The organism is Micromonospora sp. C41, assembly GCF_018070485.1.
GTDB classification, from domain to species: domain Bacteria; phylum Actinomycetota; class Actinomycetes; order Mycobacteriales; family Micromonosporaceae; genus Micromonospora; species Micromonospora chalcea.
On the sequence record NZ_JAGPXP010000001.1, the window covers coordinates 251635 to 275967 of the forward strand.

General features: G+C 70.9%; 18 protein-coding genes. 9 read left to right on the forward strand and 9 right to left on the reverse strand.

Annotated elements, in window-relative coordinates:
* Positions 1–59: 59 nt before the first annotated feature.
* Positions 60–1013 carry a carbohydrate ABC transporter permease gene (locus KBX43_RS00440; protein ID WP_051611455.1) on the forward strand — a complete coding sequence of 318 codons (954 nt, stop codon included), beginning with the start codon at positions 60–62 and terminating at the stop codon, positions 1011–1013.
* On the forward strand, positions 1010–1879 hold the full coding sequence (locus KBX43_RS00445; RefSeq protein ID WP_043322941.1) for a carbohydrate ABC transporter permease: 870 nt from the start codon (positions 1010–1012) through the stop codon (positions 1877–1879). Before KBX43_RS00440 ends, KBX43_RS00445 begins: the two co-directional genes overlap by 4 nt.
* Before the next feature lie 17 nt (positions 1880–1896).
* Here the strand turns inward: KBX43_RS00445 and KBX43_RS00450 are convergent, their stop codons facing one another.
* Positions 1897–3426: a glycoside hydrolase family 43 protein gene (locus KBX43_RS00450; protein ID WP_210882224.1), complete on the reverse strand. Its 1530-nt coding sequence runs from the start codon at positions 3424–3426 to the stop codon at positions 1897–1899.
* An 80-nt stretch (positions 3427–3506) separates the two neighbouring features.
* Here KBX43_RS00450 and KBX43_RS00455 point away from each other — a divergent pair, with 80 nt between their 5' ends.
* Both KBX43_RS00455 and KBX43_RS00460 read left to right on the forward strand, forming a co-directional pair.
* Positions 3507–5171 carry a CocE/NonD family hydrolase gene (locus KBX43_RS00455; protein ID WP_210882232.1) on the forward strand — a complete coding sequence of 555 codons (1665 nt, stop codon included), beginning with the start codon at positions 3507–3509 and terminating at the stop codon, positions 5169–5171.
* Between the two features lie 27 nt (positions 5172–5198).
* Entirely contained in the window at positions 5199–7163 is a 1965-nt protein-coding gene (locus tag KBX43_RS00460) for a right-handed parallel beta-helix repeat-containing protein (RefSeq protein WP_210882246.1), read from the forward strand.
* 65 nt (positions 7164–7228) lie between these two features.
* Here KBX43_RS00460 and KBX43_RS00465 read toward each other — a convergent pair whose 3' ends face one another.
* From KBX43_RS00465 to KBX43_RS00490, 6 genes are read right to left on the reverse strand one after another with little or no spacing between them, the layout of a single operon-like run.
* Entirely contained in the window at positions 7229–9658 is a 2430-nt protein-coding gene (locus KBX43_RS00465) for a phosphoketolase (RefSeq protein WP_113973056.1), read from the reverse strand.
* 33 nt (positions 9659–9691) lie between these two features.
* On the reverse strand, positions 9692–12286 hold the full coding sequence (gene adhE, locus KBX43_RS00470; protein WP_247677018.1) for a bifunctional acetaldehyde-CoA/alcohol dehydrogenase: 2595 nt from the start codon (positions 12284–12286) through the stop codon (positions 9692–9694).
* 56 nt (positions 12287–12342) lie between these two features.
* A complete protein-coding gene (locus KBX43_RS00475; protein ID WP_043322950.1) occupies positions 12343–13161 on the reverse strand; it encodes an ABC transporter ATP-binding protein in 819 nt (272 codons plus the stop codon).
* A complete protein-coding gene (locus KBX43_RS00480) occupies positions 13154–13969 on the reverse strand; it encodes an ABC transporter permease (protein ID WP_051610846.1) in 816 nt (271 codons plus the stop codon). The genes KBX43_RS00475 and KBX43_RS00480 overlap by 8 nt, the downstream gene beginning before the upstream one ends.
* Positions 13966–14736: an ABC transporter permease gene (locus KBX43_RS00485; protein WP_043322952.1), complete on the reverse strand. Its 771-nt coding sequence runs from the start codon at positions 14734–14736 to the stop codon at positions 13966–13968. Before KBX43_RS00485 ends, KBX43_RS00480 begins: the two co-directional genes overlap by 4 nt.
* Positions 14737–14743: 7 nt before the next feature.
* A complete protein-coding gene (locus KBX43_RS00490; RefSeq protein WP_113973117.1) occupies positions 14744–15721 on the reverse strand; it encodes an ABC transporter substrate-binding protein in 978 nt (325 codons plus the stop codon).
* 237 nt (positions 15722–15958) lie between these two features.
* Between KBX43_RS00490 and KBX43_RS00495 the strand changes: the two genes are divergently transcribed.
* Genes KBX43_RS00495 through KBX43_RS00505 form a run of 3 tightly spaced genes read left to right on the forward strand, consistent with a single transcriptional unit; the run spans position 15959 to position 18134 of the window.
* Positions 15959–17188 (forward strand): flavin-dependent oxidoreductase, encoded by a 1230-nt coding sequence (locus KBX43_RS00495; RefSeq protein ID WP_307851450.1) that lies wholly within the window; start codon positions 15959–15961, stop codon positions 17186–17188.
* Positions 17185–17652, forward strand: a complete 468-nt coding sequence (locus KBX43_RS31285; RefSeq protein ID WP_198033248.1) for a MarR family winged helix-turn-helix transcriptional regulator — start codon at positions 17185–17187, stop codon at positions 17650–17652. Before KBX43_RS00495 ends, KBX43_RS31285 begins: the two co-directional genes overlap by 4 nt.
* Positions 17649–18134: a DUF3237 domain-containing protein gene (locus KBX43_RS00505; protein ID WP_051610848.1), complete on the forward strand. Its 486-nt coding sequence runs from the start codon at positions 17649–17651 to the stop codon at positions 18132–18134. The genes KBX43_RS31285 and KBX43_RS00505 overlap by 4 nt, the downstream gene beginning before the upstream one ends.
* 102 nt (positions 18135–18236) lie before the next feature.
* Here the strand turns inward: KBX43_RS00505 and KBX43_RS00510 are convergent, their stop codons facing one another.
* Positions 18237–19670 (reverse strand): class I adenylate-forming enzyme family protein, encoded by a 1434-nt coding sequence (locus KBX43_RS00510; protein WP_210882251.1) that lies wholly within the window; start codon positions 19668–19670, stop codon positions 18237–18239.
* Positions 19660–21204, reverse strand: a complete 1545-nt coding sequence (locus KBX43_RS00515) for an NAD(P)-binding domain-containing protein (RefSeq protein WP_210882253.1) — start codon at positions 21202–21204, stop codon at positions 19660–19662. Before KBX43_RS00515 ends, KBX43_RS00510 begins: the two co-directional genes overlap by 11 nt.
* Positions 21205–21267: 63 nt before the next feature.
* Here KBX43_RS00515 and hutH point away from each other — a divergent pair, with 63 nt between their 5' ends.
* Together hutH and KBX43_RS00525 are read left to right on the forward strand one after the other, a co-directional pair.
* The gene (hutH, locus tag KBX43_RS00520; protein WP_043322962.1) at positions 21268–22755 is read left to right on the forward strand and encodes a histidine ammonia-lyase; all 1488 of its coding nucleotides are present in this window, start codon (positions 21268–21270) and stop codon (positions 22753–22755) included.
* Between the two features lie 11 nt (positions 22756–22766).
* Positions 22767–24332, forward strand: coding sequence for an NAD(P)-binding domain-containing protein (locus KBX43_RS00525; RefSeq protein WP_210882255.1), 1566 nt, complete (start codon positions 22767–22769; stop codon positions 24330–24332).
* Position 24333: the final 1 nt, after the last annotated feature.

Sequence of the window (24333 nt, forward strand, 5' to 3'; positions counted from 1 at the left end):
GTGCGGCAGCCGGGCACCGCCCGGCTGCCGCCCATCGCGGAGGTGACGCTTTGACCACCATGCTCAGCCCGGCCACGGCCCCGCCGGACCTCCGGCGGCCCCATCGCAGACGGCGGATCCAGCAGGGCGTACGGGAGTTCCTGGCGCCGTACGCGTACATCGCGCCGTTCTTCGTGCTCTTCCTGATCTTCGGTCTCTTCCCGCTGCTGTTCACCTTCTACATCTCCCTGTTCGACTGGGATCCCATCGGTGAGCACCGTTTCGTGGGGCTGGACAACTTCACCGAACTTCTGCACGACCCGCGCTTCTGGGGCGCGTTGCGGAACACGTTCAGCATCTGGGTGATGTCGACGGTGCCGCAGTTGCTCCTGGCGCTCGGCCTGGCGCATCTGCTCAACCACGCGCGGCTGCGGCTGGCCGCGTTGTTCCGGATGTCGGTGCTCGTCCCCTACGTCACCTCGGTCGCGGCCACGACCATCGTCTTCGCGCAGATGTTCGACCGCGACTACGGCATGATCAACTGGTTCCTCGGGCTGCTGGGCTTCGACCACATCGACTTCACAGCCTCGCTCTGGGGCAGCCACGTCATGATCGCCACGATGATCGCCTGGCGCTGGACCGGCTACAACACGCTGCTGTACCTCGCCGCGCTGCAGTCGGTACCCCGGGAGCTGTACGAGGCCGCCGCCGCCGACGGCGCGAACGGCTGGAAACAGTTCCTGCACATCAGCATCCCGTCGTTGCGGCCGATCATCGCGTTCACCGTCGTGACGTCGACCATCGGCGGGTTGCAGGTCTTCACCGAGCCGCTGCTGGCCAACCCGGTGGGCGGGCTCACGTGCGGGGCGGCACGGCAGTGCCAGACCGTCACCCTCTACCTCTACGAGCAGTCCTTCGGGCAGTTCCACTTCGGCTACGGCGCGGCGGTCGGCGTCGCGCTCTTCGTCATCGTGGTCGCCTTCTCCGGACTCAACTATCTGCTGGCCACCCGCGTCCGCTCGGAGCGCCCATGAAGCCCGCACCCTCGACCGCCGCGCCCGTACGGACCCGGCGGCGCTCGGCCAACCGCGTCTCGATCGCGGTGTACGCGCTGCTCACGCTCGTGGCGCTCGCCAGCGTCTTCCCGCTCTACTGGATGTTCGTGGTGGCGACGACGGACTCCGCCACCGCGACGACCCTCCCGCCGACGATCACACCCGGCGGCAACTTCCTGCACCTGGCGGAGCTGGTCTTCACCATCGTGCCGTTCGTGCAGTCCCTGCTCAACAGCGTCATCGTCGCCGGCACGATCGCCGTGGGCCAGGCGGTGCTCTGCGCGCTGGCCGGGTTCGCCTTCGCCAAGCTGTCCTTCCCCGGCCGCAACACGCTGTTCCTCATCGTCGTGCTGACCATGACGGTGCCGGCGCAGCTGGCGGTGGTGCCGCAGTACCTGATCATGTCCCAGCTGGAGTGGGTCGACACCCTGCAGGCGGTGATCGTTCCCGGTCTGGTCAGCGCGTTCGGCATCTTCTGGATGCGTCAGCACATCGGCAGCACCATCGACGACGAGCTGATGGCCGCGGCGCGTGTCGACGGCGCCACCACCTGGCAGATCTTCTGGCGGATCGCGTTCCCGCTGGTCCGCCCGGCGGCGTACGTGCTGGGGCTGTTCACGTTCGTCTACGCGTGGAACGATTTCCTGTGGCCGTTCATCGTCCTGAAGTCGCCGGAGAACTACACCGTCCAGATCGCCATCAAGGCGCTGCAGCAGAACCGGGACATCGACCTGGGGCTGGCCATGTCCGGCTCGTTCCTGGCCACCATTCCGCTGCTGGTGCTGTTCGTGTTCGTCGGACGCCGTCTGGTGCAGGGAATCATGGAAGGCGCATTCAAGGGGTGAGGTCCGTCTCGGTCCCGTCAGCCGGCCGGCCGGTAGTCGAACCAGTCGAAACCGGCGCTTCCCTCGGTGACGTACATGCCGATGACCCGGCCGGTGAACCCGGAGGCGACCTCGGTGGACAGGTAGCGCCCGTCGAGCTCCGCCAGGCACGACCAGCCGTCGCCGGTCTCGACCTCGAAGCTGATCGTGTCACTGCCGGCCGCCGTGACGCCGACGAGGCCCGCCCGCGCCAGGTCGCCGGACGAGGTGACCGTCGGGGGCAGCACGCCGGTGGTCCGGATGGCCAGCGCCACGGTCAGCGCCCCCGCGGGCACCGGGCACTCCCCGAACACCTGCCGAAACGGTCCGACCCGGCCGACGACCCGGGCCTGCCCCCGGGCGAGCTCCAGGTCGTAGTGGTGGGCCTCGTCGATCCTGATCGTCAGGCCGGACCGGCCGGAGCCGGGATCGAGGCGGGCGCTGACCCGGCAGTCGTGGTGCTGCTGGCGGCGGCCGACGACGGTGGCGCCACTGCGGTCGAGGCTGTCGCCGGTCGCGTGCAGCGTCAGCCAGCCGGGCCGGTCGGTCAACGACCACGCCGAGTCGGGCCGGCTACGGGGAGAGATCCACTGTGGGCCGAGCCGCTCGTCGTCGAAGTCGTCCCGCTCGGCCCACCGGCTCGTCCCATCCGGGCCGTTGGCGATCGAGACCGGGTCGACCACCGGCCACCCGTCTACCCAGCGCACCGGCGCCAGGAACGTCTCCCGTCCCAGGACGTGGTAGGGCGGCCACTGGCCCTTCGGCCGGATCCCCAGCAGAACCATCCACCAGCTGCCGTCGGCGGCCTCGACCATGTCGGCGTGCCCGGTCGCCTGCACCGGCCGGTCGGTGCCGCGATGCGTCAGGATCGGATTGGCCGGCCCGGGCTGGAACGGCCCGCGCGGCGAGCGGGCGCGGGCGACACTCACCGCGTGGCCGGTGTGGGTGCCGCCCTCCGAGACGAGCAGGTACCACCAGTCGCCGACCCGGTACAGATGCGGCGCCTCCGGGTACTGGCCGCCCGTCCCCGACCACATCGGCACCGGTCCTTCCAGGACCTCTCCGGTGCGCGGGTCGATCCGGTACGACTCGACCCCGGACACCGTCATCCAGCAGGTGCCGTCGTCGTCCCACGCCAGCGACGGGTCCACGTGGGGCAGGTCCAGGTAGACCGGGTCCGACCACGGGCCGGCGGGATCGGTAGCCGTGACGATCAGGTGCCGGTCGAGCGTGACGTTCGTCGTGACGACCCAGAACCGGCCGTCGTGGTGGCGGATCGTCGGCGCGTAGATGCCCCGCGAGGCGAGCGTGTCGGCCGGCAAACGGAGCTGATCGGCGCGGTCCAGCACGTTGCCGATCTGCTGCCAGCTGACCAGGTCACGACTGTGGAAGATCGGCACACCGGGCGCGTACTCGAAGCTCGAACACACGAGGTAGTAGTCCTCACCGGCGCGGCAGATGCTCGGATCGGGCCAGAAGCCCGGGAGGATCGGGTTGCGGTAGCCGTCGTCCGCAGGCTCCGGTTCCATTTCCGCTCCTTCTCGTACGGGCACAACGCCTCCACGAGTGTCGATGTCGCGAACCGTATCGGACAACCCGCGAGTGGGCGATGACAGTTCTCGGCCGCCTCCTGTCCCGGCGCCCCCGTCGCGACGCGGCCACGGAGTTTCCGTACACCTTCACCGTGCGGCGCGGGCTGCGCGTGCCGATGGACGACGGCGTGGAGCTGGTCGCCGACCTCTACCAGCCGGTCGGCGTGGTGGAACCGCCGTTGCCCACGATCGTCGTCCGCTCCCCGTACGGCCGGCACGGCTCGCTGACCCACGCGCCGGCGCTGGCCCGCTCGGGGTTCACGGTGCTGGTGCAGAGCTGCCGCGGCACCGGTGGCTCCGGTGGCAGTTTCCGGCCCCAGCTCGACGAGCAGCGCGACGGCATCGCCACCCACCGGTGGGTACGCCGCCAGCAGTGGTGCACCGGCACCGTCGCGACGTACGGGGAGAGCTACCTCGGCTACACCCAGTGGGCGGTGGCCGGACGGATGTGCCGTGACGACCCCGGCAACTCCCCGGACGCGCTGTGCCTGAACGTCACGATGGCCGACTTCGGCCCGATCACCTGGACCAACGGCGCGTTCTCGCTGGAGGGCTCGCTCGGCTGGTCGCGCCGGATGGACCTGCGGGGCCTGCGCGGCGCCCTGGTCCGGGCGTGGCTCGCGCGGCGGCCGGACCGGAAGCTGGCCGCGGCCTTCGACGTGCTGCCGCTGTCCGGTGGCGACACCGCGGTGGCGGGCCACCCGATCAGCTGGTACCAGGACTGGCTGGCCCACGAGAAGCTCACCGACGACTACTGGACCCGGCAGTCGCACACCGCGTCGGTGCCCGACGTCACCGCGCCCGTGTACATGGCCACCGGCTGGTACGACATCTTCCTGCCCTGGCAGCTGCGCAACTACGCCCAACTCGCCGCGGCCGGCCGCCCGCCCCGGCTGACCATCGGCCCGTGGGGCCACAGCAGCGCGCAGAGCCCGTTCCTCACCGAGTCCATCGCGTTCCTCAAGGAACACTTCGCCGGCGCGCCCACGACCCGGCCGGCGCCCGTGCGCGCCTTCCTCACCGGCGCGGAGCAGTGGCACGATCTGCCCGCGTGGCCACCGCCGGGCACCGTGGCGCAGCGGTGGCACCTGCACCCCTCGGGGCTGCTCGACCCGGCCGTCCCCGGCGCGGGCAGCACCCGCTACACCTACGATCCCGACCGGCCCACGCCCGCGCTCGGCGGCCCCGGCATGGGCCCGTCCCCGGGGCCGGTCGACAACAGCGCCCACGAACGCCGCGCGGACGTGGCCGTCTTCCGCAGTCCACCGCTGGCGCACGCGCTCGTCCTCGCCGGGGAGCCGACCGCCCATGTCCGGTTCCGTTCGACGGCGGCCAGCGCGGACGTGTTCGTGCGGATCTGCGACGTGCACCCCGACGGCCGCTCGATGAGCGTGTGCGACGGGATCCGCCGCGTCGGCGGCGTCGGTACCACGGCTACCGACCCGCAACCGGACGAGGACGGGTTCGTCGAGCTGGAGGTGCCGCTGTGGCCGGCGTTCCACCGCTTCGCCGCCGGCCACCGCGTCGCCGTGCAGGTCAGTTCCGGAGCGCATCCGCGCTACGCCCGCAATCCCGGCACCGGCGAGCCGGCCGCCACCGCGGCCAAAACGGTACGGGTGGAGCAGGAGTTCTCCCACGGCGGCGACCACCCGTCCCGGATCGACCTGCCGGTATGGACCTGAACAGACATCTCCAGAAGGGACCCCCGGATGGCATCCGTATTCCATGTGGCGACAAGCGGTTCCGATCGCGCCGACGGCTGCGCCGAGCGGCCGTTCCGGACGATCAACCGGGCGGCCGGCGTCGCCCAGCCCGGTGACACGGTGGTGGTGCACGCGGGGGAGTACCGCGAGTGGGTGAAGCCACGCCACGGCGGTCTCAGCGACTCCCGCCGCATCACCTACGAGGCCGCGCCCGGCGAGCACGTGGTGATCAAGGGATCGGAGCGCGTCACCGGCTGGGAGCCGCTCGGCGGGACGGTGTGGCGGGCACGAGTCGACAACGCGCTGTTCGGCTCGTTCAATCCGTTCGCCGAGGAGGTGACAGGTGACTGGATCGTCCACCGCACCGGCACGCCACCCAAGCACCTCGGTGAGGTCTACCTGAACGGCCTGAGCTTCTTCGAGGTGGGGAGCCGCGCGGAGGTCGAGGACCCGCCCCGGCGTACCGAGGTCGTCGACGACTGGACCGGGGTGACCCGTCCGGTCGGCGATCCCGACCAGACCCGGCTCGTCTGGTACGCCGAGGTCGGTGAACAGACGACGATCTGGGCCAACTTCCAGGGCGCCGACCCGAACACGGAACTGGTCGAGATCAACGTACGCCGCAGTGTCTTCTACCCGGAACAGCCGCACCTGGACTACATCACCGTCCGTGGCTTCGAGTTGGCGCACGCCGCCAGCCCGTGGGCGCCACCGACCGCCGACCAGCCGGGCCTGATCGGACCCGGCTGGGCGAAGGGCTGGGTCATCGAGGACAACGTGATCCACGACGCCAAGTGCTCGGCGATCTCGATCGGGAAGGAGGGCTCCACCGGGCAGAACTTCTCCGCTCTGCGCGGCGACAAGCCGGGCTACCAGTACCAGCTGGAGTCGGTCTTCGCGGCCCGCCGGATCGGGTGGGACCGGGAGCACATCGGCTCGCACGTGATCCGCCGCAACACGATCTACGACTGCGGCCAGAACGCGATAGTGGGTCACCTCGGGTGTGCGTTCTCCACCATCGAGGACAACCACATCCACCGCATCGGCCTGAAACGCGAGTTCTACGGGTACGAGATCGCCGGCATCAAGCTGCACGCCGCCATCGACGTGGTGATCCGGCACAACCGGATTCACGACTGCTCGCTCGGCACCTGGCTGGACTGGCAGGCGCAGGGCACCCGGGTCTCCCGCAACGTCTACCACGACAACTGCCGGGACCTCTTCGTCGAGGTCAGCCACGGTCCCTACCTGGTCGAACACAACATCTTCGGCTCACCCGCCGCGTTGGAGCTGTTCAGCCAGGGCGGTGCCTTCGTCAACAACCTGATCTGCGGCACGGTGCGGCTGGAGCCGGTGCTGGACCGCGCCACCCCGTACCACCTGCCGCACAGCACGCAGGTCGCCGGGTACGCGGTGATCTACGGTGGGGACGACAGGTACGTGGGCAACCTCTTCCTGGGCGGCGATCCGGGCGCGGCCTACGCGACGGGTGCGGAGGGTCGAGGGACGCCGCTGGGCGGCACCGCCGGATACGACGGCCATTCCGCGTCGTTCGCGGAGTACCTGGCCCGCCTGGACGAGCAGCCGCCCAGCGACCAGAAGAAGTACCTCGACGTGAAACAGCCGGTGTACGCCCGGGCGAACGCCTACGCCGCGGGCGCCCGGCCGTTCGCGGGCGAGCGTGAGCCGTGGGTGCTGGGCGCCGCGACGGTGACGGTCGTCGCCGAGGGCGACGCGGTCTGGCTCGTCACCGATCTGCCCGAGACGTTCGACGAGGCCCGTGTCGGTGTGGTCACCGGCCGGGATCTGGAACGGGTCCGGTGCGCCGACGCGGATTTCGAGGAGGCGGACGGCAGCCCGGCCGTCATGGGCGTCGACCTGGTCGGGGAACCCCGGCAACCGGGACGCAACGGCGCCGTCGGCCCGATCGCGGGCCTCGCGTCCGGGTCGCGCCGCACGCGCGTCCTCTGACGGCGGACCCGCCCGTACGCGAACGGAGACGGTGACGCCGGGCGGCGTCACCGTCTCCGCCTGCCTCAGCCGCGCGCGGCCCAGTCGCCGAGGGCCCAGTCGCGCACCTCGGGCATGTCCTCCAGGTGCTCCACCACGTACGTCTCGTGGCGGTCGAGCTGGCTGCGGCACCACGCCTTGAGGTCGGCGGCGCCGCGCGGGAGGCGCTTGGCGTTGTTGATGGCGTCCATCACGAGGTGGTACCGCGACGCCTTGTTGCGCACCGTCATGTCGAACGGCGTGGTGGTCGTGCCCTGCTCGATGAAGCCACGCACGCGGAACCGGTCCGCGTCCGGGCGGCCGTGGACGAGCTGGTGGATCGCGCCGGGGTAGCCGTGGAAGGAGAAGATCACGTCTACGTCGTCGGTGAACAGCTCGGTGAACAGGGTCTCGCTCATGCCGTGCGGGTGGTCCTTGGGCCGGACCAGGGTCATCAGGTTGACCACGTTGACCACGCGGACCTTGAGCCCGGGCAGCCGCTCGCGCAGGATCTGCGCCGCCGCGACCGTCTCCATGGTGACGACGTCGCCGGCGCAGGCCAGGACGATGTCGGGGTCGCTGGTGCCGTCGTCGGTGCCGGCCCACTCCCAGATCCCCGCGCCGCGGGCGCAGTGTTCGATCGCCTCGTCCATGGAGAGGTACTGCAGCTGCGGCTGCTTGTCGATGACGATCAGGTTGATGTACGACCGCGACCGGAAGCAGTGGTCGGCCACCGACAGCAGGGTGTTGGCGTCCGGCGGCAGGTAGACCCGGGCGACGTCGCCCCGCTGGGTGAGCACCACCTGGATCAGGCCCGGCCCCTGGTGGGAGAAGCCGTTGTGGTCGTTGCGCCACGCCGTCGAGGTGAGCAGCACGTTGAGGCTCGGCACCTTCGCCCGCCAGGGCAGGTGCTTGGCCTCCTGCAACCACTTGCCGTGCTGCACGGTCTGCGAGGCGCTGACCATCGCGAACGCCTCGTAGGTGGCGAACATGCCGTGCCGGCCGGTCAGGTTGTAGCCTTCCAGCCAGCCGTGGCAGTTGTGCTCGCTCAGCACCTCCATCACCCGGCCGTCGCGGCCGATCGCCACGTCCTCCGGTGTCACCCGCTCCATGAAGGCACGGTCGGAGACGTCGAAGACGCTGCCGAGGCGGTTGCTGTTGGTCTCGTCCGGACAGAACAACCGGAACCGGTCGGCGTTGCGCGTGTAGATGTCGCGGATCATCTCGCCCAGCTTGCGCGTCGACTCGGCCCGCTGCTGCGCCGGCCGGGGCACCTCGATCGCGTACGACCGGAAGTCCGGCAGGTCCAGGTCCCGGGTCAGCAGTCCGCCGTTGGCGTGCGGGCTGGCGCTCATCCGCAGGTCGCCGTCGGGGGCCTGGTCCCGGATCAGCGCCACCGGCGCGCCGGTGGAATCGAACAGCTCCTCCGGACGGTACGACCTGAGCCAGCGCTCGAGCAGCGCGAGGTGCTCCGGGTTGTCCTTGACGCCGGACAGCGGCACCTGGTGCGAGCGCCACGTGCCGGTGACCGGCGTCCCGTCGACGGTGTCCGGGCCGGTCCAGCCCTTCGGCGACCGCAGGACGATCAGCGGCCAGGTCGGGCGGGTACCGTCCCAGGAACCGTCACGGGCGGCGGTCTGGATGTCGCGGATCCTCGTCCACGCGGCGGCGAGCGCGGCGGCGAAGCGGTGGTGCATGCCGGGCAGGTCGGAGCCCTCGACCTCGATGACGTCGTAGCCGTGGCCCCGCAGCAGGTGGCGTACCTCCTCGGGGTCCTTGCGCCCGAGTACGGTGGGACCGGAGATCTTGGCGTCGTTGAGGTGCAGGATCGGCAGGACCGCGCCGTCGCGTTCGGGGTTGAGGAAGGACACGCCCTTCCAGGAGCCCTCGAGCGGCCCGGTCTCGGCCTCGCCGTCGCCCACCACCGCGATGGCCAGCAGGTCCGGGTTGTCCATCACCGCGCCGAACGCGTGGACCAGGACGTAGCCCAGCTCGCCACCCTCGTGGATGGAGCCCGGGGTGGTCACCGACACGTGCGACGGGATGCCGCCCGGGCTGGAGAACTGCCGGAACAGGCGCAGCATCCCGGCCTCGTCCTGGCTGACGTCCGGGTAGATCTCGCTGTAGGTGCCCTCCAGATAGCCGGCGGCCACCAGCGCCGGCCCGCCGTGGCCCGGGCCGGCCAGGTAGATCGCCTGCTGACCGGTGTGCCGGATCAGCCGGGAGACATGCGCGTAGATCAGCGACAGGCCGGGGCTGGTTCCCCAGTGGCCGAGCAGGCGCGGCTTGATGTGCTCGGCCGACAGCGGCTCGCGCAGCAGCGGGTTGCCCTGCAGGTAGATCTGCCCGATGGTCAGGTAGTTGTTCGCCCGCCACCACGCGTCCAGACGGGCGAGTTCGGTGTCGTCGAGTTCGGCGAGCGTACGGATTTCGGATTCGACCGCGGTCACCGTGCTTCCTTTCACTGATCTCGTCATGTCCGGACCCAGGTTAGGCCCAGCCGGGCTCGTTCACCGGGGGCCGCAGACCGCAAGCCGCGGGACCTTCGGCCCTCTCGATCCGTAGTACGCGGCGCGCATCAGTTCCTGCATGTCGCCGAGCATCGGCATCCGCGGATTGGCCGGCGCGCACTGGTCCTCGTACGCGTTCAGCGCCTGCTGCGGCAGCGCGGCGAGGAAGGCCCGCTCGTCCACCCCGACGGCCGCGAACGACGGCTCGATGCCGACCTCGTCGCGCAGGCGCTCGATCGCCGTGGCCAGGGCTTCGACCGCTTCGGCGTCGGTGGCCGCGGGCAGCCCGAGGGTACGGGCGATGTCGGCGAAGCGCTGCGGCGCCCGGTACGTCTCGTACCTGGGCCAGCCGGTGAGCTTGCTCGGCACGGTCCCGTTGTACCCGATGACGTGCGGGAGCAGGATCGCGTTGGTGCGCCCGTGTGCGACGTGGAACGTGGCACCCAGGGTGTGCGACATGGCGTGCACGATGCCGAGGAAGGCGCTGCCGAACGCCATGCCGGCGATCGTGCCGGCGTTGTGCATCTTCTCGCGGGCCACCGGGTCCGCGGCGCCCTGGTGCACGGCCCGGGCGAGGTTGCCGAAGATGAGCCGGACGGCGTGCAGGGCCAGACCGTCGGTGAAGTCGTTGGCGTAGACCGACACGTACGACTCGATGGCGTGGGTGAGCGCGTCGAAGCCGCTGTCCGCGGTGACCACCGCCGGCAGGTCGGCGGCCAGGACCGGGTCGACGATCGCCACGCTCGGGGTGAGCGCGTAGTCGGCGAGCGGGTACTTCTTGCCGGAATCGGTGTCGGTGATGACCGCGAACGGGGTGACCTCGGCTCCGGTGCCGGAGGTGGTCGGAACGCAGACGAGTTGGGCCAGCGCGCCGAGGGTGGGGAACTTGAAGGCGCGTTTGCGGATGTCGAAGAACTTCTCCCGCAGATCGGCGAAGACCACCTCGGGGTGCTCGTAGCGCAGCCACATCACCTTGGCGGCGTCCATCGCCGAACCGCCCCCGAGCGCGACGATGGTGTCCGGGCGGAACGAGCGCATCAACTCGGCGCCCCGGTCGACCGTTTGTACGCTGGGCTCCGGCTCGACGTCGTCGATGATCTGCAGGGCGACCTGCTCGCGGCGGCGGTGCAGCACGGACAGCACGCGGTCCACGTACCCCAGTCTGGTCATGGTGTGGTCGGTCACCACGGTGACCCGGCGCACGCCGGGCATGTCGGCGAGGTAGCGGATCGCGTTCGGCTCGAAGTAGATCTTCGGCGGCACCTTGAACCACTGCAGGTTGTTCGTCCGCCGGGCCACCCGCTTGATGTTGATGAGGTCGACCGCTGTGACGTTGTGCGACACCGAGTTGTGGCCGTAGCTTCCGCAGCCCAGCGTCAGCGACGGCAGGAAGGCGTTGTACATGTCGCCGATGCCGCCCTGCGAGGCCGGCGCGTTCCAGATGATCCGGACGGCCTTGACCCGGCGGCCGTACGCCTCGGCCAGGTCGGCGTCGCGCGTGTGGATGACGGCGCTGTGCCCCAGGCCGTCGAACTCGACCATCTGCTCGGCGTACTCGAATCCCTGGTCGTGGCCGGTGGCGGGCAGCAGGGCGAGCACCGGGCAGAGCTTCTCCCGGGTCAGCGGCTCGGCCGGGCCGACCCGGTCGACCGGAACCAGGATGATCGAGGTGTCCGGGTCGACCGGGAATCCGGCGTGTTCGGCGATCCAGGTCACCGGCTGCCCGACCACGTCCGGGTTGAGCTTCCCGGAGCCGAAGAGCAGCTTCTCCAGCAGCGACTTCTCCTCCGGCGTCGCGATGTGGGCGTGCAGTCGCCGGAACTCGGCGAGGGCGGCCGGCCGGATCGCGTCGTCGATGATGACGGCCTGCTCGGAGGCGCAGATCATGCCGTTGTCGAACGCCTTGGACAGCACCACGTCGTTCACCGCGCGGGCCACGTCGGCCGACGCCTCCAGGTACGCGGGGACGTTCCCGGCGCCGACGCCCAGCGCCGGTTTGCCGGTGGAGTAGGCGGCGCGGACCATGGCGTTGCCGCCTGTCGCCAGGACCACCGAGACGTCGGGATGCCGCATCAGCTCGTTCGTCGCGGCCACCGACGGCTCGTCGATCCACTGGATGCAGTGCTCCGGCGCGCCGGCGGCGACGGCGGCGTCGCGGACCGTGCGGGCCGCTTCCTGGCTGCACCGTTGCGCCGCCGGGTGGAAGGCGAAGATGACCGGGTTGCGGGTTTTGAGGGCCAGCAGCGCCTTGAAGATGGTGGTCGAGGTCGGGTTCGTCACGGGCGTCACCGCGGCCACCACGCCGACCGGCTCGGCGATCTGGGTGATGCCCGTGATGTCGTCCTGAGCGATCACCCCGACCGTGCGGACGTCGGCCATGTGGTTGGTGACGTGTTCGCAGGCGAAGATGTTCTTCACCGCCTTGTCCTCGAACACGCCGCGACCGGTCTCCTCGACCGCCAGCATCGCGAGTTCGGCGTGCCGGCCGAGCGCCGCCACCGACGCCTTCTTCACGATCCCGTCGATCTGTTCCTGGCCGTAGGAGTCGTAGGCGGCCAACGCCGTGAGACCGTTCTCCACCAGGGTTCCGATCATGCTTCCGCCCTCCATCGGTCGTCACCCCGAACATAGATCCGCGGTGATCGATGCGACTATGGCCGGTGGGCCCGCGAGGACGGGACCACCGGCCCGCGCTTGGCCCGCTGGATCTGCTCGTAGACGTGGGTCCGCAGTTCGGTGAACCGGGGCAGGGCCCGGGTGGTGAGCTGATCGCGTTCCGCCGGGAGGTCGATCACCAGGTCCTCCTGGACCCGGGTCGGTGAGTTCGACAGGACGAGCACGCGCTGGCCCAGGTAGACGGACTCGTCGATGTCGTGCGTCACGAAGACGGTGGAGATCCCCCGGGTCAGGTGCAGTTCGCGGACGAGGTCCTCCAGGTCCGCGCGGGTCTGCGCGTCCACCGCGGCGAACGGCTCGTCCATGATCAGCACGTCCGGCTGGTACGCGATGGCGCGGGCGATCGCCACCCGTTGCTGCATTCCGCCGGAGAGCTGCCACGGGTGGCTGCGCGCCGACTGCGGCAGCCCGACCGCGTCGAGGGCGTCGGCGACCAGCCGGGCGCGTTCGGCGCGGGAGAGCTTCTTGTGGCGGAGCGGAAGCTCCACGTTGCCGCGGACGGTCAGCCACGGGTAGAGGCTGCGGCCGTACTCCTGGAAGACCACGGCCATCGCCGGGCTCGGCCCGGTCACCGGCGAGCCCTCCATCTCGACCAGGCCGCTGGTGGGCCGCAGCAGTCCGGCGAGGCATTTCAGGAGCGTGGTCTTGCCGCAGCCGGAGGGACCGACGACGCACAGCAGCTCACCGGGATCCATGGTGAAGCTGAGATCCCCGATCGCCTCGACCTCGCCCCGGCCGGAGGCGTAGACCTTCCGCAGGTGCTCGACCCGCAACAGGGGGGTCCCGTCAGGCACGGGTGATCTCCTTCATTCCGTGGTACCAGCGCAGGACGCGGCGTTCGACGACACCGAAGGCCACGGCGAGGAAGACGCCGATGAGGCCGAGCAGGAGGATGCCGCTCCACATCTCGGCGATGAGGTAGTTCCGCTGGAAGTAGGCGATCCGGTAGCCGAGACCGGCCGACGACGCGAACATCTCCGAGATGACCATGAGGATCAGGGCCACCGAGAGCGCCTGCCGTACGCCGGTCATGATGCGCGGACTCGCCGCCGGCAGGATCAGCAGCCACAGCCGGTCCCACCGCGAGATCCGGAACGAGCGCGCGGTCTCCAGCATCACGCTGTCGGTCGACCGGACGCCTTCGATCGTGTTCAGCAGGATCGGCCAGATCGCGCCGGAGGTGATGACGACGACCTTCATGGTGTCGGTGATGCCGAGCAGGAGCATCGCGACCGGGATCAGCACCGGCGGCGGAATCGCGCGGAAGAACTCCAGCAGCGGTTCGAGCATCTCGCGTAGCGGGCGGAGCCGGCCGATGACGACGCCGGCGGCGACGCCGAGCAGGATCGACGCGAACAGGCCGATCAGGAGCCGGTACACGCTCGGCAGGACGTCCTCGACGAACGCCGGGCCGATCCAGGTCTGCCGGAACGCGTCGAGGAGCGTGCCGGGGCCGACGAGGAACCGGCTCGTCGACCGGGTGGACCAGACCGCCCAGAGGCCCACGGCCAGGATCGGAAGGCCGACCGCGAACAGGAGGTTCTCGGCGACCCTGACGCCCAGGTCACGAGGGCGGGCCTTTGCCGCGCCGACGGCGGTCATCGGGCCGCCTCGTCCGCGAGCACCGACTGGTGCCAGGCCAGCGAGCGGCGTTCGACGAAGCGGAACACGACGTTCACCAGCAGGCCGAGCATCCCGGTGACCACGACGAGGCCGTACAGGCCGACGGCGTCACCGGCGGAGCGGGACAGCTCGATCATCCGACCGAGGCCGGGGTTGCCGATCACCATCTCGGCGGTGACGGCCAGGATGAGCGCGACCGCCGCGCCGAGGCGCAGGCCGGTCATCAGGTACGGCAGAGCGGTCGGCAGGATGAGGTAGCGCAGCCGCTCGGCGCGGGTGAGGCCGAAACTCCGCGCGGTGTCCCGGGCGACGCTGTCGACGTCGGCGACGCCGTAGATCACCTGCACGAACACCTGCCAGAACGCCGCGTAGACGATGATGACGAGAGCGGCGCGCATCTGCAGGCCGAACATCAGCACGGCCAGCGGGATCAGCGCGACCGACGGCACCGGTCGCAGGAACTCGACTGTCGTGTGGGTCGCGCGACGCAGGAACGGCACCATCCCGACCACGGTGCCCAGCGCGACCGCCGCGAGCGTCGCCACCGTCAGACCGATCGCCCACGACGTCATGGTGAGCCGGACCCGACGCCAGAACGCCAGGTCGCGGACCTCCTGGGCCAGCCGTCCGAACACGTCGGTGGGGTACGGCAGGTAGTCCGGGTCGACCAGCCCCAGCGCCGGGATCAGTTGCCAGACGACGAGGAACCCCAGCAGGCCGACGGCGCCCAGCAGGATCTTGCGCATCGGCCGGCTACTGCTGCTGCTGGATGAGGCGGTCGAAGTCGGGGCGCCGGTCGAGCACGCGGTACTTCTGGGCGAGCGTCGCCAGTTGCTCCAGGCCGGCCCGGTCGAGCTCCCACCCGAACGACGGGAGCCGCACGGAGTCCGCCACCGCCTCCGGCAGTTCGAGGTTGTCCTTGATGGCCTGGCGCAGATCCTTCTCGTTGGCCGGATCCTTGGCCCAGGCGAGCGTCTTCTTCATCGCCGCCGAGAAGTCCGCGACGAGCGTGGCGTCGGAGTCCTTCAGCTTGCTCGACGTGATCGTCGTCAGGGTGGTGAGTCCGGGGACGGTGGCCTGGTACGGAGCGACCACGAGGACGTCGCCGCGCTTGCGCATCTGGGTGATGAACGGCTCGGTCACCCAGGCTGCGTCGATGTTGCCGGCGGCGAGCTGGGCGGGCGCGTCCGGGAAGGCCACCTCGACGAACTTGACCTTGGTGGGGTCGCCGCCGTCCTTCTCGACCGCCGCCATGATCGTGACGTCGCCGGCGGCGCCCAGGCTGTTCACCGACACCTTGCGCCCGGCGAGCTGGGACGGCCGGGTGATGCCGGATTTCGCCGACGCCAGCACGGCGTTGATGTCGTCACCGTCGGCGTAGGACGACGCGTAGTTGCCGATGATCACCACGCCGAGGTTCTGCAGGTCGGCCCGGAACGGGCCGAACGGCTGACCGATGGCGAAGTCGATGTCGCCGTTGATCAGGGCCGGGATGGCCTGGGCCCCGCCCTGTGCGGGCACCACTTCCACGTCGAGCCCCTGCTCCCGGAAGATGCCCGCCTTGATGCCGCCCCACAGCGCGGCGGTCTCGCTGATGGGCAGCGCCGCCACGCGGACCTTGCGCAGCTCGCCGCTCGACCCGGGGGACGGATCGGTGGCGTCGGAGTCGGTGCAGCCGGTCAGGGCGATCGCGACGCTGGCGAGAACAGCCAGGGCGGTGACCTTCTTCATGGACGAGCCCTTCCGTGCGAAGCGCTGGTGCATCCGGAGGAGTGGGGCCGGCGAACAGAGATGAACCATCCGACCGCGTCGATCAGCGTCGTGCAGAGTTGATTGATTGTCAAGAATTCTGATAAGGCCACTCGCATTGCGCCCGAAGTGGTCAGACCTCGATGACAATGCGTCTTGACGAACGACGATTTTGTGACCAAACTGTGCGGTGGCGGAGGGGGCGACGACTTGGCGATCGTGATCGTGGGCGCTGGTATCGGTGGCCTCACCACCGCGCTCAGCCTGCACCGGGCCGGCTTCCGTGACATCGCCGTCTATGAGCGCGCCGACGCGCTGCGCCCACTCGGCGTCGGGATCAATCTGCTCCCGCACGCCGTCCGAGAGCTGACCGAATTGGGCCTCGGAGAACGCGTGGAAAGGCTGGGCGCCGCACCCGGCACACTCGCTTACTACAACCGGCACGGTCAGCAGATCTGGAGCGAGCCGCGCGGGCTGGACGCCGGATATCGCTGGCCGCAGCTTTCCGTGCACCGCGGCCGGTTCCAGATGGAACTGCTCGCAGTGGTGCGGGAACGGCTGGGCGCGGACGTGGTGCGCACCGGGCACCGGCTCGTCGGCGTCCACGACGGCGTCGCACGCTTCGCCGCGGCAGCGGGAGAGGTGAGCGTCGCGGCCGACCTGATCGTCGGCGCGGACGGCATCCACTCCGCGCTGCGCCGGCAACATCAGCCCGACGAGGGTGAGCCGCTCTGGAACGGGCTGACGCTGTGGCGGGGGACGGCCCGGGCACCCGGATTCCTGGACGGGCGAACCATGATCATGGCGGGGGACGCGGAGCAGAAGTTCGTCGCGTACCCGATCGGTCCCGGCGTGATCAACGTCGTGGCCGAGCGGCGCGGCCCCGGCTTCGCCGGGCCCAACGCGGACTGGAACCGGGCGGTCGACCCCGCGCCCGTCGTCGCGCTCTTCGCGGACTGGCGTTTCCCGTGGCTCGACGTGCCGGAACTGCTGGCCGCCGCCGACGAGATCCTCGAATACCCCATGGTGGACCGCGACCCCATCGACACGTGGACCCACGGGAACACGACGCTGCTCGGAGACGCGGCACACCCGATGTACCCGAACGGCTCCAACGGGGCGTCGCAGGCGATCCTGGACGCGCGTACCCTCGCCTTCCACCTCGCCACCGCGACGACGGTCCCGGCGGCGCTGGACGCCTACGAGGCGGACCGGCGGCCGGCGACCACCGCGCTCGTGCTGAGCAACCGGCGGCAGGGCCCGGAGCAGGTGATGGTGCTCGCCCGCGAGCGCGCGCCGGACGGGTTCGCGCACATCCACGACGTCATCCCGCCGGAGGAGCTCACCGAGATCGCCACCGGCTACAAGAAGGCGGCCGGCTTCCTGCCCGCCGATCTCAACGAACGCGCCTCCCTGACGCCGACGGTCTTCTCCGGTGTCCTGCCGTGACCGGCCCCGAATCGGCCGAACTGGACGCGGCACGCCTGGCCTCGGTCATCTCACCGCTGCGCCGCACGCTGCTCGCCGCCGCCCGGGCCGCCGAGCACCTGCCGGAGATCCCGGACGCGCAGATCGAGATCGTGCGGGCACTGCCCCGCGGCACCGTGTCCGGCCCCGGTGAGCTGGCCGAACGACTCCGCCTGAGCCGCTCGACGGTCAGCAACCTGCTCACCACGATGGAGGGCAACGGCCTGGTCGAGCGCCGCCCCCGTCCCGGCAACCACCGCCACGTCGACGTCCTGGCCACCCCGAAGGCCCTCGACCTGTTCGACCGCTTCGACCTCGCGAGCGGAGACCTGGTCGCCCGCGCCGCGGCCACCCTGTCGGCGGCGGACCGCGCGGCCCTCGCCGCCGCGGTGCCCGCGCTGGAGCGCCTGCGCGACGCGCTCGCGGACACCAAGGACACCCCATGAGTACGCGTCGACCCGCGGTCAGCGCCCCGGCGGTGCCCGGACTGGAGGCCGCGTTCGACGTGGAGGTGCGGCTCGGCGCGCTGGAGGACCACGGGGTGACCCGCGCGGGCCACCGGCGCGTGGTGCCTGTCGTCGGCGGCCGGGTCACCGGCCTGTTCGACGCCGACATCCTGCCCGGCGGCGCCGACTGGCAGCTGGTCCGCCCCGACGGCGCGATCGAGATCGACACGCGCTACTCGGCGCGCACCGCCGACGGCGGCCACGTCTACCTCCGGACGTTCGGCGTCCGCAGCGGCCGCCCGGAGATCCTCGCGGCGTTGTTGCGCGGCGACGCGGTCGACCCCGCCGAGTACTACTTTCGCCTGGGCGTACGACTGGAGACGTCGGTGCCCGCGCTGGCCGCGCTGGAGCAGTCGATCTTCGTGGCGTCGGCGATCCGCGAGGCCGACCGGGTGCGCTACACCGCCTACCGCGTCACGTAGGTGTTCGCGCTCCGGGCCTCAGATCTGCACTCCCGCGTAGATCCACGGCACGATCAGCGCGTACCCGAGGAGGAGCGCGCCGACGGTGACGACCGGTGAAGATCATGTGGGTGTCGGGTAGGCCAGGGCGCGCTTGTCCGGCTTGCCGCTCGCCGCCACCGGAACCCGCTCGATGGCCTGGATCGTCTTCGGTGCCGACGAGTCGCCCAGCGCCTCCGTCACCACGGCACGCAGCCGCCCGGCATCGATGTCGTGACCGGCGGCCGGTACCACGTACGCGTGCACCGCCTCCCCGGTGACGTCGTCGGGACGGCCGACGACGTACGCCTCGGCGACCGTGGGATCGGCGGCGAGGACCCGTTCGATCGGGCCCGCGTACACCAGGTTGGCGTGCACGATGACGACGTCCCGGATCCGGCCGAGCAGGTGCAGGTAGCCGTCGCCGTCGAGCCGGGCCAGGTCGCGGGTGCGCACCCAGCCGTCGACGAACACGTCGGCGGTCTCGGCCGGATCGTCCCAGTAGGCGGTGGCCTGCGCCGGCGTCCGCACGAACAGTTCCCCCTCGGTGGCGGGCCGGCCGTCGGCGTCCCGGATGGACAGCGCGGTCACCGCCGGTGGGCGGCCGACCGAGGCGAGCGCGGACGGGGACGCCAGCATCTCGGCCGGCGTCACCATCGTGATCATGCCGGTCTCGGTCTGGCCGTAGCCCTGAAAGACGACGGGGCCGAGCACGTCGAGCGCCTCGGCGAGCCGGCCCGGTGGGAGTGGGGAGCCGGACACCAGCAGGGCCCGCAGGCTGCTCAGGTCGACCGGATCGGCGCGCTGGTCGCGCACGAGCTGGTACAGCTTGCCCACGGTGATGACGCTGGCGGTCGCCCGGTGCCGGGCGATCATGCCGGGGAAACCCGGGGGCCGGGCCGCGACGAGGGTGCCGCCCGCGGCCAGGGTGAGGATGCCGTACTCCAGCATCACCTGGCTGCTCAGCGAGCCGAAGACCAGGTAACGCTGGAGCCGGCTGGCGAGGTCGGCGATCGCCGGGGGCCACCGGTCCGGGTACGGCGCCCAGGCGGCGCTCATCGCCGCGTACGTCTGCGCGCAGCCCTTCGGGCTGCCGGTGCTGCCGCTGGTCCAGACGATCCGGGCGACGTCGTCCGGGCGACCGGCGGCGATCAGCGGCCTTCCGTCGTCGGCGGTGCCCGCCAACTCGGCGACCCGGGCGTCGTCGACCAGCAGCGTGTTCTCGCCGAGTTGCCAGGTGCGGTGGGCCGGTGTCAGGTCGGGGCGGATTCCGGATACCCGGGCGCCGACCGCGAACGCCGCGATGATCGCCGCGAACGCCTCCGCGGTGACGCCGAGCCGCAGGGCCACCCCGACGCCGGGGCCGGCCCCCGCGGCCCGGAGCCCGGCGGCGATGCGACGGACCAGCCGGTACATCTGGGCCGTGGTGACCCTCCGGTCGCCGTCCTCGAAGACCGGCCGGTCGTCACCGGTGGCGAGCAGGTCCAGCACGGGCTGCGGCCAGACCTCAGCCGGCATCGGAGAGCACGCCCTTGACGAAGAGCACGAGCGGCTGGTGGTGCACGTCCGGCAGATTCCAGTGGTTCTCGAGGTTCTCCGCGAGGTGGTGCGCCGCGACGACCCGGCCGCCGCGATGGACCCGGACGACCGGGTGCAGGTAGCTGGCGTCGTGCGCGTGCGCGGCGTCGTTCTCGGCGATCCGCGGCACCGTGACGTCGAACGGGTCGACCTGGTCGTGGTCCGGCCCGTACTCCAGGGTGACCACGAACGCGAACGGCTCCGGGCCCAGGCCGCCGTCGTGCACGTACGCGACGGGCACCTCCTCGTGGTAGCGCGCGGTGTCGCCGTCGACGACGACGACGTCGCCGAGGACCGCGAACTGCTGCCACAGCGCGGAGGTGCGGTTGATCCGGGCGATGACCGCGTCGGCGATCGCCTCCGGGGTGGGTTCCAGCGGCGTGGCCGGCCACGGGGTGTCGTGGTGGCGGGCGCCGAGGATGCGGTGCAGGGCCCGCACGCCGTACCGGAAGCCGTGGATGAACCCGTTCGTCGAGCGCTTGAAGTCGCGCTGCTGGGTGAGGGTGCCGGCGAAGTAGAGGCCGGGCACGTTCACCGACTCGTACGCCGGGGTCTGCTCCGGGAAGCGGTCGTTGATGACCAGCCGTGGCCGGGCGGACGGGTCGAAGATGCTCGCGTCGAACCGGAATCCGGTGCAGAGGATGACCCGGTCGTAGTCGATCTGCCGGATCGCCTCGACCGTGCGGGCGTACCGGAAGTCGATCCGGTAGCCGCCGTCGTCGCGCCGGGCGATCCGCTCGACGACGCCGTCGAGGACCGCGTTCTGCGACTTGAGCTGGTACGTGTCGAGGAAGTTGTTGTTCACCGCTCGCAGGTGCCCGACGTAGTGCGACTGCCACGCCAGCTTGATCGAGTGCGGGCCGGCGACGTGGATGACAGCGGCCGTCTCGACCAGGGCGTCAGCGGTCTCGAAGGCCGAGTTGCCCTTGCCGATGATGAGGACGCGCTGGTTCGTGAAGTCGTCCGGGTCGACGCTGACCGTGTCGTACCGCTCGGCGAGCGCGGCGCCCTCGATCGGCGGGACGTACAGCTGGGACACGCCGGTGGCGACGACCACCCGGCGGGCGGTGAGGGTGTCGTCGCCGGCGTCGACGGTGAACAGGTCGCCGTCGCGCGCGATCCGGGTGACCCGGGTGTCGTACCTGACCCGGAGGCCGCGTGCGAAGTCGGCGAGGTAGCGCACCAGGTCGGCCGCGTCCGGGAAGTACCGGCGGCTGTAGTTCTTGAACAGCAGCGCCGGATCGTCGGTGAGCAGCGAGTTCCAGTCCGCGCGCAGGTTGAACTCCGGATCGTCGGACCCGGTCCAGACCTTGTTGATCGAGATGAGTTGCCGGTGCCGGGGGTAGGTGGTGAAGAACGTGCCCGGCGCCGGGCCGGCCTCCAGGACCAGGTAGTCGCGGCCGTCGCGCTCCAGCAGGTGAGCGAGCTGCAACCCGGCCGGTCCGGCTCCGATGATCAGATAGTCGACCGTCATGCGCCGCAACGTAGCGACTCGATCTCAGAGCGTTCTGAGAATTCGTCTCTAGGGTGCGATCGCATGACGACAGAGGTGGACCTCGATGTCCCACTGCGGATCGCCGACCTCCGTGCCGCCCGTGACCCGGTCAAGGTCGTGGTCGGAGCACAGGCCAGGGAGCGCGTCACGGCCGCCCGTACCTTCCTGTCCGCGGTGCTCGGCGACGACCGCGCGGTGTACGGCGCGACCACCGGCTTCGGCGCTCTCGTCGGGTACGCGGGCCGCGCCGACCTGCGCGACCAGGCCGACAACACGCTCGCCCACCTCGGCGCGGGGCAGGGCCCGGAACTCGACCCGGAGGTGGTCCGCGCGACACTGCTGCTGCGGGCCGCGTCGCTGGCCCGGGGCGCGTCGGGGGTCTCGCCGCACGTCATCGACGCGCTCGCGGCGATGCTCGCGACCACGTTCGTCCCCGCGGTGCCCCGGCTGGGCTCGGTCGGCGCCAGCGGTGACCTGATCCCGCTGGGCGCCGCCGCCCAGGCGTTACGGGGCCGTGGGCACGCCTACCTGGACGGGGTACGGCTACCGGCGGCCGAGGCGCTGCAGCGGGCCGGCCTGGAACCGCTGCCGCTGGACGGGCGGGACGCGCTCGCCCTGGTCAACGGCACGTCGCTGACCACCGCGGCGACGGCGCTGGCGCTGGACGCGGCCCGCTGCGCGCACCGGGCGGTCCAGGTGCTCACCTGCCTGCTCGCCGATCTGCTGGGCAGCGACACGCAGTTCCTCGACGCCCGGCTGCTGGCCGCGTACGGCCATCCGGGCGCGGTCGACGTGGGCGCGCGGATGCGGCGGGTCGGCGCCGGGATCGTCGCGTCCGGGGCGCGCCCGTTGCAGGAGCCGTACAGCATCAGGTGCGCGCCGCAACTGCTCGGCGCGGCCGAGGACGCGCTGCGCTACGTCGACGCCGTCGTCGGGGCCGACCTCGCGAGCGTGACCGACAACCCGCTGTTCTTTCCCGACGAGGACCTCGTCGTGCACGGCGGCAACTTCTTCGGGCAGCCGGCCGCGTTCGCCGCCGACGTGCTGTCGATGGTCGTGGCGCAGGTCGGCAACCTCGCCGAACGGCAACTGGATCTGCTCGTCGACCCGAACCGCAACGGCGGCCTGCCGCCGATGCTGGCCGCCGGCCCGGGACAGCAGCACGGTCTCCAGGGCGTGCAACTGGCGGCGACCGCCCTGATCACCGAGATCCGCCGGGACACCATGCCCGCGAGCATGCAGAGCGTGCCGACCAACCTGCACAACCAGGACGTCGTCCCGCTCGGCACCCAGGCCGCGCTGCGGGCGCTGGACCAGACCCGGCTGCTGCACCTGATCGTCGGATCGCTCGCGGTGGGACTGCGCCAGGCGGCGTACGTCGGCGCGCGTGCGCCGACCGCGCCCGGCTGCGCCGAGGCGCTGGCCGCGGTGGCCGCTGTCGTACCGCCGATCGACCCGGACCGGCCGCTGGACGCCGACGTGCGGCGCGCCGCCGATGTGATCGCCGATTTCTCCGTTTCCTTCTCCTGAGGTGGACGCACATGACGCTTGACTACCTGATCGTCGGAGCCGGACCGGCCGGCCTGCAGCTCGCGGCCCTGCTGGAGGCCGACGGCAAGCGCGACTATCTGGTCCTGGAACAGGCGCGGATACCGGGGGCGTTCTTCGCCACCTTCCCCCGCCACCGGCAACTGATCTCCATCAACAAGCCGCACACCGGCTCCGACGATCCGGAGCTGAACCTGCGGCTGGACTGGAACTCGCTGCTCAGCGACGACCCGGCGCTGCGGTTCACCGGCTACACCGAGCGGTACTTCCCCGACGCCGACGTGATGGTCCGCTACCTGGCCGACTTCGCCGCGAAGACGGGGGCGCGTGTCCGGTACGGCTGCCGCGTGACGTCGGTCGGCAAGGTCGACGGGGTGTTCGAGGTCCGGGCGGGGGAGGAGGTGTTCCGGGCGCGACGGCTCGTCGTCGCCACCGGCGTCTCGCAGCCGTACCGGCCGGAGATCCCGGGCCTGGAACTCGCCGAGCAGTACGCGGAGATGTCCGTCGACCCGCGCGACTACCTGGACCAGAAGGTGCTGATCATCGGCAAGGGGAACTCCGCGTTCGAGACCGCGGACAACCTGATGGAGACCACCACGCTGATCCACGTGGCCGGGCCGAGTTCCATCCGGATGGCCTGGCGCACGCACTACGTGGGACACCTGCGCGCGGTGAACAACAACTTCCTGGACACCTACCAGCTGAAGTCGGCGAACGCGATCCTCGACGGCGACGTCAAGCGGATCGAGCGCGACGGTGACGGCTTCACTGTGACCTTCTCGTTCTCCCGCGCCGACGAGGTGGTCAAGGAGCTGCGGTACGACCGGGTGCTCGCCTGCACCGGGTTCGCCTTCGACGCGTCCATCTTCGACGACACCTGCCGTCCGCAACTCGCCATCCGGGACCGCTTTCCGGCGCAGACCCCGGAGTGGGAGTCGGTGAACGTGCCCGGCCTCTACTTCGCCGGCACGATCAGCCAGGAGCGGGACTTCAAACGCTCGACGAGCGGCTTCATCCACGGTTTCCGGTACGCCGTCCGGGCGCTGCACCGGATCCTGGAACGGCGGTACGGGGACACGCCGTGGCCGGCGGAGAAGCTGGACGCCACCGGGGAGCTGATCGCCGACGCCGTCGTCGCGCGGGTCAACCGCACCTCCGCGCTGTGGCAGCAGTTCGGCTTCCTCGCCGACGTGGTCACCGTCGCCGGGTCCGACGCGCGCTACCACGAGGAGGTGCCCGTCGAGTACTTCACCGGCACCGGCCTGCGTACCCCCGACCACGACTACGAGCACGCCTTCGTGGTCACCCTGGAGTACGGTCCCGAGCACGACCAGGTGGACCCGTTCGACGTCACCGTCAACCGGGTCGCCCAGGACGTCGCCGGCCAGGCCCACGACGCCGCCTACCTGCATCCGGTCGTCCGCCATCACCGGGCGGGCCGGGTCGTCGCCACCCACCACCTGGCGGAGAACCTGGAGAACCGGTGGGACCGGCCGGAGACCCATGTCGCGCCGCTCGTCGCGTTCGTCGACAGCTGCCTGAGCAGTGCCGAGAGCTGAG